At 66.3% G+C, this 13,886-nt stretch carries 11 protein-coding genes and 1 pseudogene; 3 read left to right on the top strand and 9 right to left on the bottom strand.

All coding sequences use genetic code 11. From position 1 onward, the window contains the following. Nucleotides 1-97: 97 nt before the first annotated feature. A complete protein-coding gene (locus B4M62_RS04565; RefSeq protein WP_290705740.1) occupies nucleotides 98-1,072 on the top strand; it encodes an ATP-binding cassette domain-containing protein in 975 nt (324 codons plus the stop codon). Between the two features lie 442 nt (nucleotides 1,073-1,514). Here the strand turns inward: B4M62_RS04565 and B4M62_RS04560 are convergent, their stop codons facing one another. Further along, complete coding sequence (locus B4M62_RS04560) at nucleotides 1,515-3,776, bottom strand: polyribonucleotide nucleotidyltransferase (protein ID WP_290705738.1); 2,262 nt, start codon at nucleotides 3,774-3,776, stop codon at nucleotides 1,515-1,517. 344 nt (nucleotides 3,777-4,120) lie between these two features. Next, nucleotides 4,121-4,246 (bottom strand): annotated as a pseudogene (locus B4M62_RS14750) (ChrB domain-containing protein); the annotation flags it as partial. Nucleotides 4,247-4,315: 69 nt separating this feature from the next. On the opposite strand from B4M62_RS14750, the gene B4M62_RS04555 reads away from it, so the two are divergent. Continuing rightward, the gene (locus tag B4M62_RS04555; RefSeq protein ID WP_290705736.1) at nucleotides 4,316-5,332 is read left to right on the top strand and encodes an LLM class flavin-dependent oxidoreductase; all 1,017 of its coding nucleotides are present in this window, start codon (nucleotides 4,316-4,318) and stop codon (nucleotides 5,330-5,332) included. A 24-nt stretch (nucleotides 5,333-5,356) separates the two neighbouring features. Here the strand turns inward: B4M62_RS04555 and B4M62_RS04550 are convergent, their stop codons facing one another. The 3 genes from B4M62_RS04550 to B4M62_RS04540 form a co-directional block, all read right to left on the bottom strand. Beyond that, nucleotides 5,357-6,259 (bottom strand): 3-hydroxyacyl-CoA dehydrogenase, encoded by a 903-nt coding sequence (locus tag B4M62_RS04550; protein WP_290705734.1) that lies wholly within the window; start codon nucleotides 6,257-6,259, stop codon nucleotides 5,357-5,359. 156 nt (nucleotides 6,260-6,415) lie between these two features. Continuing rightward, the gene (gene rpsO, locus B4M62_RS04545) at nucleotides 6,416-6,685 is read right to left on the bottom strand and encodes a 30S ribosomal protein S15 (protein WP_290705732.1); all 270 of its coding nucleotides are present in this window, start codon (nucleotides 6,683-6,685) and stop codon (nucleotides 6,416-6,418) included. Nucleotides 6,686-6,910: 225 nt separating this feature from the next. After that, the gene (locus B4M62_RS04540; protein ID WP_290705730.1) at nucleotides 6,911-7,879 is read right to left on the bottom strand and encodes a bifunctional riboflavin kinase/FAD synthetase; all 969 of its coding nucleotides are present in this window, start codon (nucleotides 7,877-7,879) and stop codon (nucleotides 6,911-6,913) included. A gap of 65 nt (nucleotides 7,880-7,944) precedes the next feature. Here B4M62_RS04540 and B4M62_RS04535 point away from each other — a divergent pair, with 65 nt between their 5' ends. Beyond that, entirely contained in the window at nucleotides 7,945-8,631 is a 687-nt protein-coding gene (locus B4M62_RS04535) for a metal-dependent transcriptional regulator (RefSeq protein WP_290705728.1), read from the top strand. Here B4M62_RS04535 and pyk read toward each other — a convergent pair. The 4 genes from pyk to trpB form a co-directional block, all read right to left on the bottom strand. Continuing rightward, nucleotides 8,628-10,049, bottom strand: coding sequence for a pyruvate kinase (gene pyk / locus B4M62_RS04530; RefSeq protein WP_290705726.1), 1,422 nt, complete (start codon nucleotides 10,047-10,049; stop codon nucleotides 8,628-8,630). The genes B4M62_RS04535 and pyk overlap by 4 nt on opposite strands. A 135-nt stretch (nucleotides 10,050-10,184) precedes the next feature. Continuing rightward, a complete protein-coding gene (lgt, locus tag B4M62_RS04525) occupies nucleotides 10,185-12,173 on the bottom strand; it encodes a prolipoprotein diacylglyceryl transferase (protein WP_414651776.1) in 1,989 nt (662 codons plus the stop codon). Between the two features lie 25 nt (nucleotides 12,174-12,198). Continuing rightward, a complete protein-coding gene (gene trpA / locus B4M62_RS04520; RefSeq protein WP_290705722.1) occupies nucleotides 12,199-13,008 on the bottom strand; it encodes a tryptophan synthase subunit alpha in 810 nt (269 codons plus the stop codon). Then, nucleotides 13,005-13,886, bottom strand: an 882-nt coding sequence (gene trpB, locus B4M62_RS04515) for a tryptophan synthase subunit beta (RefSeq protein ID WP_290705720.1), incomplete at its 5' end; no start/stop codon positions are given. The genes trpB and trpA, both read right to left, overlap by 4 nt.

Raw genomic sequence — 13,886 nt, 5'->3', positions numbered from 1 at the left:
CACGCTACGCCCCCAGCCCGGGTACTGCCTGATGCATCCGACGGCGGTCCGGGCGCATCATAGTGTCCGGAGGGTCCGCTACCACGAAGGACTGATCGTGCCGCACGTCGATGTCGTTGGTCAGGTGAAGCGGTTCGGCGCGCTCACCGCCGTCGACGGCCTCTGCCTCGCCGTCACGGCCGGTGAGGTGCACGGATTCCTCGGCCCAAACGGCGCCGGGAAGTCGACCACCATCCGTACGCTCCTGGGTCTGTACCGCGCCGATGCAGGAACTGTCACCGTGCTCGGCGGCGATCCCGCCCGGAACGCCGCGTCGATCAACCGGCGGGTCTCCTATGTGGCCGGCGATGTCGCGTTCTGGCCCAATCTGACGGGGTCGGAGGTGCATGACGCGCTCGCCGGACTGCGCGGTGCCCGACGGCCTGGCGTCGAGGCCGACCTGATCGAACGGTTCGGGTTCGACCCCGACAAGAAGGTTCGGGCGTATTCGAAGGGCAACCGGCAGGTCGAGTCAGCACCGCTGGACGCCTTGCGGCACCTGTCGGCGACGACGGTCAGCGTCGGCGGGTCACCTGACCAGCGCCTGGTCGAGGAGGTTGCCAAGCTCGGCCTGACACCGTCGCGCAGCGACCGCGACGGCACGGTCAGCTGGTCGGTGCCGCGTGCGACAGTCCCCTCGGTGCTCGGCGTCCACGCCGCAGGGGAAGTCCTGCGCGCAACAATCCCCCTCAGTCGGCTCCTACTGCGCCGCTACCGGGTCCCGCTGTTGAGCTGGATCATCCCGATTGTCACCCTCACCGCGGTGACCGTTCCCAGCTATGCGAGCAGCTATCCCGACCTGTCTTCGCGCGGGCCCCTCGTCGCGAGCCTTCGGAGCAATCAGGCGACCACCATTCTCTACGGACATCTCCCGCTCCCCGGCAGTCTCGGACAGCTGGCCCAATGGGAGGTGGGCACCTACGTCGTCCTGTTGACGGCGGTCATGGCCCTGACGGTGACCGAGTCGATGACGCGGGTCGACGAGGAGACGGGCCGGACAGAGGTTGTCGCAGCCGCGGGACTGGGCACGTAGACGCCGTCGGTAGCCGTCGCCCTCCACCGCCGTCGCGACTTCGGTGCCGGTGTGCTGGCCCCAGCCATTACTGGCCCGCGCACTTCTCGCCGCCCACGGCTCGATCTACCTGCTGGTACTAAGCGCAACCGTTCAGGCGGCGCTGGCGTCGGCCGTCGCCGACGGCACCTCCGGGCGCTGGGCATGGGGCTACCCGGCCGCCCAGGTCGGCGGGGTACTCGCCGCGGTCGGCCTGGCAACCGTGGCAGTCGGCTGGCTTCCCCGACTATCCACAGTCGTCTGGGCGGTCGTCGCGCGGAGCGCTTTCGCCGACCTGGTGAAGCTTCCGTCATGGGCGCGGTCGGCGTCACTTCGACTAGCCCGGTACAACCGAACCCGGCCCGCACCACTGTGCGTGGTGCGGGCCGGGTTCGCTGGCCGGTCAGGTCAGGCGTCGATCAAATCAGGCGTCGGCCTGCTCGGCTTTTGCCGCGTCGTCTGCGACCGGAACGAGGCTGATCTTGCCGCGCTCGTCGATATCGGCGATCTCCACGCGCAGCTTGCTGCCGACGTTGACCACGTCCTCGACCTTGTCGATGCGCTTGCCGCCACCCAGCTTGGAGATGTGCACCAGGCCGTCGCGACCGGGCAGCAGCGAGACAAACGCGCCGAAAGCGGTGGTCTTGACGACCGTGCCCAGGAATCGCTCGCCGACCTTCGGCAGCTGCGGGTTGGCGATGGCGTTGATCTTGTCGATCGCAGCCTGCGCCGACGGTCCGTCGGTAGCGCCGACGAACACCGTGCCGTCGTCCTCGATGGAGATGCTGGCACCGGTCTCCTCGGTGATGCCGTTGATTGTCTTGCCCTTGGGGCCGATCAGCTCGCCGATCTTGTCCATCGGAATCTTCACGGTGGTGATCCGCGGGGCGTACGGGCTCATCTCGTCCGGCTCGTCGATGGCCTCCGCCATCACCTCGAGAATGGTGAGCCGGGCGTCGCGCGCCTGGCTCAGCGCACCTGCGAGAACCTTCGACGGAATGCCGTCGAGCTTCGTGTCGAGCTGCAGCGCGGTCACGAACTCCTTGGTTCCGGCGACCTTGAAGTCCATGTCGCCGAAGGCATCCTCGGCACCGAGGATGTCGGTCAGCGCCACATACCGGGTCTCGGTCTTGCCGTCGATGGTGACCTCGTCGGACACCAACCCCATGGCGATGCCGGCGACCGGAGCCTTCAGCGGGACGCCGGCGTTAAGCAGCGACATCGTCGACGCACACACCGAACCCATGGAGGTGGAGCCATTGGAGCTCAGCGCCTCCGACACCTGACGGATCGCGTAGGGGAACTCTTCCACGCTCGGCAGGACTGGCACCAGCGCACGCTCGGCGAGCGCACCATGGCCGATCTCGCGACGCTTGGGCGACCCGACGCGGCCGGTCTCACCGGTGGAATACGGGGGGAAGTTGTAGTGATGCATGTAGCGCTTGGAGGTCTCCGGCCCGAGCGAGTCGATCTGCTGGGCCAGCTTCATCATGTCCAGCGTGGTGACACCCATGATCTGGGTCTCGCCGCGCTCGAACAACGCGCTGCCGTGAGCGCGCGGAATGACCGCCACCTCGGCCGAGAGCGACCGGATGTCAGTGATGCCACGACCGTCGATACGGAAATGATCGGTCAGGATCCGCTGGCGGACCAGCTTCTTGGTCAGCGATCGGTAGGCCGCGCCGATCTCCTTCTCGCGACCCTCGAACCCGCCACCGATCTGGTCGAGCAGCTCCGCCTTCAGCTCATCGGTCGCCTCGTCGCGCTCCTGCTTGCCGGCGATGGTCAGGACCTTTGCCAGCTTGTCCGACGCTGCGGCCTCGACGGCCTCATAGACGTCGCTCTCGTACGGCGGGAACAGCGGGAACTCACCGGTCTCCTTCGCCGCGGCCTCGGCCAGACTCTTCTGTGCCTCGCAGAGGCGGGCAATGAACGGCTTGGCGGCTTCCAGGCCCTCGGCGACGATTTGCTCGGTCGGCGCCTGCGCGCCGCCGGCGATCAGCTCGAGCACGTTGTCGGTGGCCTCCGCCTCGACCATCATGATCGCCACGTCGGCGCTGTCGCCTTCGCCTGCCGTGACGCGTCCGGCGACGACCATGTCGAAGACCGCTCCCTCGAGCTGCTCGACGGTCGGGAAAGCGACCCACTGACCGGCCTTGTTCGACTCGGTCGGGATCAGCGCGACGCGCACGCCGCCGACCGGGCCGGAGAACGGCAGCCCGGCGATCTGGGTCGAGGCCGACGCCGCGTTGATGGCGACGACGTCGTAGAGGTCATTGGGGTTGAGCGACAGAATCGTCTCGATGACCTGGATCTCGTTGCGCAGGCCGTCGACGAACGACGGGCGAAGCGGGCGGTCGATAAGGCGGCAGGTCAGAATCGCGTCGGTCGATGGACGGCCCTCGCGACGGAAGAACGAACCGGGGATCCGGCCCGCGGCGTACATGCGCTCCTCCACGTCGACGGTGAGCGGAAAGAAGTCGAAGTGATCTTTCGGTGCCTTTGACGCCGAGGTCGTCGACAAGATCATGGTCTCCTCGTCGAGGTAGGCCACGACCGCGCCGGCGGCCTGCTGGGCAAGGCGGCCGGTCTCGAAGCGGATGGTGCGGGTGCCGAAGCTGCCGTTGTCGATGACGGCGGTGGCCTCGGTGACGTCGTCTTCGTAGACGTCGATGGAATCAGTCATGTGTTCGGGTGTTTCCCTTCAGTGCGGCGCGCCATGACGGCACGCCGGTGGATGTACGTGTCGACACCGGTTGGCGGGCGCCGAAGCGCGCGCCCACGGCGTCGGGAGACAGTGCGATGAATGCGCGAGAATCGCCTCTGATGCGTGGACTCGCATGCGTCACATGCGGTGCAGACGGCCTTCGATCGAAGCAGCCGGAAGAAGTAAGGATCGGATCCGCTCGTTCCGGCGGCCACTACCGAGGACCGATCTGACTCGATCTGTCCAGCAGTTCGGGGTGACATCGACATTCTGCGATGTTCCGAAGTGCAGTTTATCACCCGCGACCGACAACGGGCGTCCCGTCAGTTGGTCTCTTGGGAATCAGCGGCGTATACCGCGTCGGCGAAGACCGCGAGAACGGCCCGACACCGCTCCAGCAACTGCTCGGCGGCGGCGCGGCCCGATGCGCCGAGCCGATCACGGGCCGCTAGCTTGTCGAACCGGCCGCCCGATCATAGACCGGGAATTAATCGGACCACAGTCCGGTTAGGTTGGTTGTGAAGAACATTGGATTCCTCTCCTTCGGGCACTGGTCCGATGGTCGCGGCTCACAAACCAGGACCGCGGCCGACGCCCTGCTGCAGTCGATCGATCTCGCTGTCGCCGCCGAGGAACTCGGCGCCGACGGCGCCTATTTTCGCGTGCATCACTTTGCTCGACAATTGGCGTCCCCATTCCCGCTACTCGCGGCCATCGGCGCCAGGACCGACCGCATCGAGATCGGCACGGGCGTCGTCGATATGCGCCACGAAAGCCCCCTCTACCTGGCCGAGACTGCCGGCGCGGCCGACCTCATAGCGGGCGGGCGCCTACAGCTCGGCATCAGCCGTGGATCACCCGAGCAGGTGATCGATGGCTACCGGTACTTCGGTCACGTCCCCGCCGAGGGCTCGTCCGACGCCGAGCTGGCGCGGGCACACACGACCGCGTTCCTGACGGCGATCGAGGGCACCCGATTCGCGCAACCCAACCCGCGGCCCATGTTCCCCAATCCCCCCGGACTGCTAAGCGTCGAACCGCAATCCCCCGGTCTGCGCAACCGCATTTGGTGGGGAGCCGGAACCAGGGCCACCGCGGAATGGACCGCGCAGCACGGAATGAACCTAATGAGCTCAACCCTGCTCACCGAGGACACCGGCATCCCGTTCCACCAGTTGCAGGCCGAACAGATCCAGCGGTTCCGCGACGCATGGCGCTTGGCCGATCATGGGCGAGAACCACGAGTCTCGGTGAGCCGCAGCATCTTTCCACTCCTCAACGACATGGACTGCGCCTATTTCGGCGGTCGCCCCGACGACGACCAGGTCGGCATCATCGACAACGCCAAGGCCCGCTTCGGCCGTAGCTATGCCGCCGAACCCGAACTCCTCGTCGAGCAGCTGCGCACGGATGAGGCGATCGCCGCCGCCGACACCCTGTTGCTGACGGTCCCCAACCAACTCGGCGTCGACTACAACGCGCACGTCATCGAGTCGATCCTGACCCATATCGCACCCGCGCTCGGCTGGCGCTGATCGAGTCGGCCATCCCTCGAGGGGCTACCCCAGCTTCCACCGCGGCGCCATACCCTGGCTCTGCCCCGTCGCGTCGTACTCGTAAAAGCCCGCGCCGTCGCTCAAGCCGGACCTGCCCTCCTTGGCGCTCTTCTCCAGCATGTCGGCGAACCTCTGAAGGCGCTCATCGTCCGGATTGTTGCGCATAATGTTGATAGCCACGTTGAACCCGACGAGGTCATAGACCTCGAAGGGCCCCTGCGGCGAGCCCGTGGCGATCTTCCAGTCCGTATCGATGTCGACTGGGTCTGCCACTTCGTCGACGTACAGATATGCGGCCGCATTGAGGAAGGGGATCAGCAAACTGTTCAACAGATAGCCCGGGGTCTCGTTGCGGACTGGAATCGCGACGAGACCGATCTCCGTGGCGAAGGAGAGGACCGCTTCGAAGACGGCCGGGTCGGTCTGTGGGGTGGGCATGACCTCGCCCGTGTTGTGCGACCATACAATATTCGCAAAGTGCAGCGCGAGGAACTTTGCGGGGCGTCCGGTGGCGTCGGCGAAATCGCTCGGACGCAGCGACGACGAGTTCGTCGTGAAGACCGTCTTCGGCGGAGCAGCCGCACCGATCGATGCCCAGACCTTCTTCTTCAGGTCGAGATTCTCCGGGATCGCCTCGATGACGATGTCGGCATCTTCGACAGCCGATTGCAGGCTGGTGGTGGCGGTGATGGACGCGATCGCCCGGTCGAAACGATCGGCGTCGAAGTCGGCCAGGTCGCGCTGGTACCCGGCGCGCATCCACTCCCAACGAGCCGGGAGCTTATCGAGGAGCTCCTGGGAGACGTCGTAGGCGATCACACGCTTGCCGTGGTACGCGGCCTGCATGGCGATTTGAGATCCCAAGACGCCTGTGCCGAATACTGCGACATTGGTCATCGATGTCATGGTGGACCAAACCTTCCCTGTTCATGCGCAAATCTGCGAGTATCGGCGGTGTCCTAGACCAACAGTAGGACCGGTCGCACCGGCCTGCAACAGCACACCAATGACCCGGCCGCGCCACCTTTCGGTGACGCGGCCGGGTCATTGGTTCGGACGGGTCTAGCGGCGCAGGCCGAGACGCTCGATCAGCGAGCGGTAACGCTCGACGTCGACCTTGGCGACGTACTTGAGCAGCCGGCGACGGCGGCCGACGAGCAGCAGCAGACCACGCCGACTGTGGTGGTCGTGCTTGTGCTTCTTGAGGTGCTCGGTGAGGTCCTCGATGCGCTTGGTCAGCATCGCGACCTGAGCCTCGGGCGACCCCGTATCGGTCTCGTGCAAGCCGTACTCGGCGAGAATGGTCTTCTTCTGTTCGACGGTCAGCGACATCGCTGAACTCCTTCGTGTTTCAGTGCCGTGTCCACGATCCTTGCCACGGGCGAGGAGGTGCGCCGCCACGGACTGCAGCAGCACCGAGGGGTAAATCTACCAGCGCCGCAGGTCGGCCCCAAAATCGGTCATAAACGAGCGTCCGTCGCCCACCCATCCAGCACCGTTTCGCAAGTCCAACTTCGATCGATGCTTGACCGGGCAAACAGTGTGGGATAGGTCAGGCTACTCCGCGTGCTTCGCCAGAATTACTCGCGTCTGGTCCACATCCTCGGCGATCGCTTTGACGAGGTCGTCGACCGAATCGAAGCGAGTCATCGGCCGGATGCGCTCCACGAAATCGACGGCGACGTGCTGCCCGTACAGATCGGCCTCGGTGTCGAGCACGAATGCCTCGACGGTACGCGTGCGGCCAGAGAACGTCGGGTTGGTGCCCACGGAGACAGCGGCCTGATAGCACTTGCCGTGCTGAACCTGCCCCAGCGTGGCGCCCGGGCCGATCACGGTGAACGAGCACGCATACACCCCGTCGGCAGGGATCGCGGCATACATCGGCGGCGCAACATTGGCCGTCGGGAATCCCAGTTCGCGCCCGCGCCCGTCCCCGCGGACCACGACCCCCTCGACCCGATGCGGGCGGCCCAACGCATCGGCCGCGGAGGTGACGTCCCCCGCGGCGACGCAGGAACGGATATACGTCGACGAAAAGGTGACCGCATGTTCGCCGAACAGTGAGACCTCTTGAACCTCGAATCCGAACCGCTTGCCGAATTCGCGCAGCTTCTCAACATTGCCGGCGGCCTTGTGTCCAAAAGTGAAGTTGTCGCCGACCACAACCTCCGCTGCATGCAGGGTTTCCACCAGCACACCGTGGACGAAGTCCTTCGGTGAGCGCGAGGCGAGCGCCGGGGTAAACGGCATGACACAGAAGACGTCGATGCCCAATTCCTGGGCCAGCTCCGCCCGCCGGGTCAACGTCGAAAGCTGCGGCGGGTGGGTGCCCGGCCGGACGACCTCGGCGGGATGGGGGTCGAATGTCATCAGCACGGACGGCAGGCCACGTTCGGCAGCCGCCGTCGTCGCCGCCTTGATCAGCTGCGCGTGCCCGCGGTGCACCCCGTCGAACACGCCGATCGTGACCACACACCGTCCCCAGTCAGCGGGGATGTCATCGAGACCTCGCCATCGCAACACGTCGCTCACCTTACCCGTCCGCACACCGCGAGAACCTACGGTGAGGCATCACTAGACTGAACGCCATGCCACGCGGGAACGAATGGTCGGAATTGACCTCAGTCGCCCAGGACTACCTCAAAGTGATCTGGACCGCCCGGGAGTGGGGCGACGTCAAGGTGACCACATCGATGATCGCCGACAAGCTCGACATCTCGCCGTCGACCGCCTCCGAAGGTATCCGCAAACTCGCCCAGCAAGGGCTGCTCGAACACCAGAAGTACGGCGCCATCACCCTCACCGAAGAAGGCCGCCGGGCCGCAGTCGGGATGGTGCGCCGCCACCGCCTGCTGGAAACCTACCTCGTGTCCCAACTGGGGTTCAGTTGGGACGAGGTGCACGACGAGGCCGAAGTCCTCGAGCACGCCGTCAGCGACCGCCTGGTCGAACGCATCGACGCGAAACTCGGTTACCCGCGCCGCGACCCACACGGCGACCCGATCCCCTCCCCGGACGGCGAGATCACCAGCCCGGACGTATGCCTGCTGGCTGAACTCGGCGACGGCGACTCCGGGGTCATCGCGCGGATCTCCGACACCGACCCCGCCATGCTGCGCTACTTCAACGAAGTCGGCATTGCCCTGGACCGCTCCGTGCACATTTCCGGCAAGCGCCCATTCGCCGGGACGACGACCATCACCGTCGGCGATGCAACCGAACCGGTCATTCTGGGTGACGTAGCCACCCGGGCGATCTTCGTCGCTACAGGCTAGTGATCCTGCTCGCCGATCCGGTGTACGTAGATCATGTTGGTCGATCCGACGGTGGCCGGCGGTGCGCCCGCAACGACTACGACCGTGTCGCCCTCGACCATGCGCCCGCTATCGATCAGGATGCGATCGACCTCGTCGATCATCTCGTCGGTATTGGCGATGCGGTCCACGATGAAGGTCTCAGTTCCCCAGCTCAGGGCCAACTGGTTGCGAATCTCCGGAATCGGGGTGAACGCGAGCAACGGCAGAGGCGAATGTAGCCGCGCCAAGCGGCGGACGGTGTCACCCGACTGGGTGAAGGCGACCAATGCCTTGACGCTCAGCCGCTCACCGATGTCGCGAGCGGCGTAGGAGATCACGCCGCGGCGCGTACGCGGCAGGTGGTCCAGCGGCGGCACCGATCGAGATCCGGACTCAACTGCCTGACAGATCCGGTTCATCGTCGCGACCGCCTGCACCGGATACTTGCCCACCGACGTCTCACCGGAGAGCATGACTGCGTCGACACCATCGAGCACGGCATTGGCCACGTCGGAGGCCTCGGCCCGCGTCGGACGGGAGTTCTCGATCATCGACTCGAGCATCTGCGTCGCCACGATCACCGGCTTGGCGTTCTCCCGGGCCATCTGGATCGCCCGCTTCTGCACCAGGGGCACCTCCTCCAGCGGCAACTCGACGCCGAGGTCGCCGCGCGCGACCATGATCGCGTCGAAAGCCAGCACGACGGCCTCAAGGTTCTCGATCGCCTCGGGCTTTTCCAGTTTGGCGATCACCGGCACTCGCCGCCCAACGCGGTCCATCACCTCGTGGACCAGCTCAATATCGGAGGGACTGCGCACAAACGAGAGCGCCACCAGGTCGACGCCGAGGCGCAAGGCGAACTCCAGGTCGGCCACGTCCTTGTCCGACAACGCCGGCACCGAAACGCTCATGCCGGGCATGGAGAGCCCCTTGTGATTGCTGACCGGGCCGCCCTCGGTGACCGTGCAGACGACATCGTTGCCGTCGATGTCGGTGACCACGAGGCCAACCTTGCCGTCGTCGACGAGCAGGCGGTCGCCGACCCGTGCATCCCGGGCCAGCTGTGCGTACGTCGTGCCAACGCGGTCGTGGTCACCGATCACGTCGTCGACGGTGATGCGGACAGTATCCCCGCTCGCCCACTGAGTCCGCCCGTCCCCGCCGAACCTGCCCAGCCGGATCTTCGGGCCCTGGAGGTCCGCGAGAATTCCCACTGCCTTCCCACCCTCTTGGGCGACCTCGCGAACGTGGCCGTACATCATCGCGTGGTCGTCGTGGGTGCCGTGGCTGAAGTTGAGTCGAGCGACGTCCATGCCGCTGTCGACTAAGTCACGGATCCGCTCGACAGTCGCGGTCGCGGGTCCCATGGTGCAGACGATCTTCGTTCGACGATTCACGGGAGCCAGCGTATCCCGCCGACCCCCAACCGCCCACCGCACCCGGCGCCCGGCGCCGAGCCGTCACACATCATTCACGGGAACGTCACACGCACCGTGCTGACACTTCCTCGGGGTGCCACGTACGCACCCCGCTCAACTGCTCGGGTCGGCATCCTCGGCTCGTTCGGTGTCGACGTCGGATTCCGTCGCGGATTCCACGTCAACGTCGCTGACAGCGTCAACGTCAGTGGCGGCATCAACATCAGTGGCGGCGGCGGTGTCAGCATCAACGTCCGCACCGGCTGAGCCAGCGTCAGCGTCAGCGGCACGCTTGTCGTCGGCCGCCGCCTCACCTTCTCGTATGGCGGGTTCCTCGGCGGCGGTTTCCACCGGTGCGGGCTCGTCGGCAACGGGTTCTTCGACGACCAGCGGTGGCGCATCCGCCCGCCGAACAATGTTGGGGGTGGCTTCGTCAGCCGCGGGTGACTCCGGCGCATCAGCGGGAACTCGGATCAAGTCGGCGAGCAGATCGAGTGAGGCCTGCAGCGACTCCGCTGTCGTGGACCGGGCGCGCTCGTTGCGCTTGGCGTCCTCGGGATCGAGGCGAGTCCAGTCGTAGGTGTGGGTCACGCTGGTGGTCTCATCATCGATCGGCTTGAGCTGCCATCGCCAAAGGTGACCGGGCGGTGGCTTGCCCACCTCCGACGGCAGCCAGGCGATGACCCGGTCCTCGACAAATTCGACGATCGTGTTCCGCCGGACCCGTCCACCCGTATTGGTCATCCGAAACGAGTCACCGACCTTGGTGACCCGCTGACCCTGCGCCGCCTCGGCGAGGTTCTTGTTGCCGTCGAAACGCGGCTGCTGCGCCGGATCGGCGATGAGCGCAAAGATCGATGACGCGGGCGCCGCGATCTCACCGGTGACACTGATAATCCGGACGTCGTCGTCGACGACCGTCGCAGCAGTAGTAATGGTCCGCGAGACTTCGGGCACGCTCGGCGCCTCGGGCACGGCCTCAGCCTCGGTCTCAGCCTCGGCCACGGGTTCGGCCACGGGCTCGAGTTCAGACTCAGTCCCGAGTTCAGGCTCAGTCTCGAGTTCAGGCTCAGTCTCGGTATCAGGCTCAGTCTCGGTATTAGGCTCAGTCTCGGTATTAGGCGAGGGCTGAGTCCCGGCCTCGGCCTCGGGCTCGGGCTCCACGTCCCGATCGGGCCACGGATCGACATAACCGACCTCGCCCTCGGCCGCCAGCTCTTCGGCTCGCTTGGGCCGATACATCGACAGCCCCAACTCACGCCCGCGCGGCGCGGCGAGGAAGTAGGCGAGAGCGCAACCGAACACCACCACCGACACAATGGAGTTCACCCGGATTCCCATGCCGAACGGTTCGGAAGCCGGGTCGTCGCGCACCAGCTCGACGAAGAACCTCCCGAAGCAGTAGCCCATGACGTAAAGGGCGAACAAGCGGCCGTGGCCGACTCGGAAGTACCGGTCCACCGCGACGAGCAGCAGCACGACCGCGACATTCCACAGCGCCTCATACAGAAAGGTGGGATGCACAATGGCGATCCGCTCACCGGTGGATACGCCGGTCAGATTGTCGGGCAGCCGGCGGAAGATCTCCAATCCCCACGGCACGTCGGTCGGCCGGCCATAGACCTCCTGGTTGAAATAGTTCCCAAACCGGCCGATGGCCTGTGCCAGCAGGACCGCCGGCGCGATGGCATCGCCGAACGCGGGAAGTTTGATCCCATAGATGCGGCAGGCGATCCAGGCGCCGACCGCGCCGAACGCCACCGCGCCCCAGATTCCAAGGCCGCCGTCCCAGATCTTGAGCGCATCAATCGGCCCCCGCGGAGGATTGAGAGTCTGACCGAGATCGGTGAAATAGTACCGCCAGTCGGTCAGGACGTGATAGGCCCGACCGCCGACCAACCCGAACGGCACCGCCCACAGCGCAACGTCGAGCACCTCCCCGGGCTGACCACCGCGGGCCACCCATCGGCGCGACCCCCACCAGAGGGCGACGATGATCCCGGCGACGATGCACAATGCATAGGCGCGGATCGGAATGGGCCCGAGCTGCCACACACCCTGCGGCGGACTGGGAAGGTAGGCGAGAACCTGCACGGAATTCACGCGGTCCACCCTAATCGACGTGCGGTCAGCCCTCCCCGCGGACGCCCGCAGCGAGGTCGGCGATCAGCGCCGCGAGCGCGGCGGGCCCAGCGGTGGCCGCCGTCACCAGCGCCGACCCGACGATGACCCCGTCGGCATAATCGGCGATTTCCGCGGCCTGCCGTCCGTCACGCACACCGAGGCCGACGCCGATCGGGATATCGGAGTATTCCCGCACCCGGGCACACAGTTCCGGTGCGGCGTTCGACACCGCGTCGCGGGCACCGGTCACGCCCATCGTGGACGCGGCGTAGAGAAAGCCGCGCGAGGCATCGACGGTGAGCGCGATGCGTTCGGTCGTCGACGACGGCGCCACGAGGTAGATCCGGTCGAGGCCGTGGGCGTCGGACGCCTCGTGCCAGCCCGCCCCCTCCTCGGGAATCAGGTTCGGGGTGATCATCCCGGCGCCACCGGCGTTGGCCAAGTCGCGGGCGAAGCTCTCCACGCCGTAGGCGAGCACCGGATTCCAGTAGCTCATCACCACGGCCTGACCGCCCGCCGCGGCGACCGCCTCGCAAGCTGCGAAGGCGTCGCGCACGCGCACCCCGGCCGCCAACGCGGTATCGGCGGCGGCCTGGATCGTCGGACCGTCCATCACCGGATCGGAGTAGGGCACCCCGACTTCGACGATGTCACAGCCGGATTCGACCATGATCCGCATCGACTCCAGCGAATTGGCGACCGTCGGATAACCCACCGGCAGGTAGCCGATCAGGGCGGCCCGGTGCTCCGCGCGGCAGGCGGCGAAGGTGTCGGTCAGCTTCGACGGCGGCGCGACGTGGCGCGAAGTCGTCATTGCCCGTCCTGGCCTTCCGGGCGATCGAAGAGACCGAACCATTTGCCGGCGGTGTCCACGTCCTTGTCGCCACGACCAGACAGGTTGACGACGATGATCGCGCCCTCCCCCAACTCCTGTCCCAGCTGCAGTGCGCCGGCAACGGCGTGGGCCGACTCGATCGCCGGAATGATCCCCTCGCGGCGCGACAGCAGGCTCAGGGCATCCATCGCCTCGGTGTCGGTGATCGGCCGGTACTCTGCGCGCCCGATGTCCTTGAGGTAGGCATGCTCGGGACCGACGCCGGGGTAATCCAGACCGGCCGAAATCGAGTGCGACTCGATGGTCTGACCGTCCTCGTCCTGCAGCAGATACGAGTAGGCGCCCTGGAATGCTCCCGGCGTCCCGCCGGTGAAGGTCGCGGCGTGCCGCCCGGTCGACACCCCGTCACCGGCGGCCTCGAACCCGACCAGCCGCACCGACTCATCGTCCAGGAACGGGTGGAAGATGCCGATCGCATTGGACCCGCCGCCCACACATGCGGTGACCGCGTCGGGCAGTCGGCCGGCGTGTTCAAGGATCTGCGCGCGCGCCTCCAAGCCGACGACTCGCTGCAAGTCTCGAACCATCATCGGGAAGGGGTGTGGGCCGGCTGCCGTGCCGAAGCAGTAGTAAGTGTTGTGCGCGTTCGTCACCCAGTCGCGCATGGCCTCGTTGATCGCGTCTTTCAAGGTCGCCGACCCGTTGTCGACCGCGATCACCGTCGCACCCAACAACCGCATCCGGGCGACGTTGAGCGCCTGGCGGTCGGTATCGACACGCCCCATGTAGACGACGCATTCGAGGCCCAGCAGCGCGCAGGCCGTCGCCGTCGCGACGCCGTGCTGGCCGGCGCCGGT

This window comes from Gordonia sp. UBA5067 (assembly GCF_002414845.1).
Classification (GTDB): domain Bacteria; phylum Actinomycetota; class Actinomycetes; order Mycobacteriales; family Mycobacteriaceae; genus Gordonia; species Gordonia defluvii.
The sequence above is the reverse complement of the archived record's forward strand: the minus strand, read 5'-3'. Positions and strand labels throughout refer to the sequence as shown.

Excerpts from the sequence above, each read along its gene's own strand:
- B4M62_RS04560 (WP_290705738.1), bottom strand. The coding sequence starts at position 3,776 with ATGACTGATTCCATCGACGTCTACGAAGACGACGTCACCGAGGCCACC.
- B4M62_RS04535 (WP_290705728.1), top strand. The coding sequence starts at position 7,945 with ATGCCACGCGGGAACGAATGGTCGGAATTGACCTCAGTCGCCCAGGAC.
- trpA (WP_290705722.1), bottom strand. The coding sequence starts at position 13,008 with ATGACGACTTCGCGCCACGTCGCGCCGCCGTCGAAGCTGACCGACACC.
- rpsO (WP_290705732.1), bottom strand. The coding sequence starts at position 6,685 with ATGTCGCTGACCGTCGAACAGAAGAAGACCATTCTCGCCGAGTACGGC.
- B4M62_RS04550 (WP_290705734.1), bottom strand. The coding sequence starts at position 6,259 with ATGACATCGATGACCAATGTCGCAGTATTCGGCACAGGCGTCTTGGGA.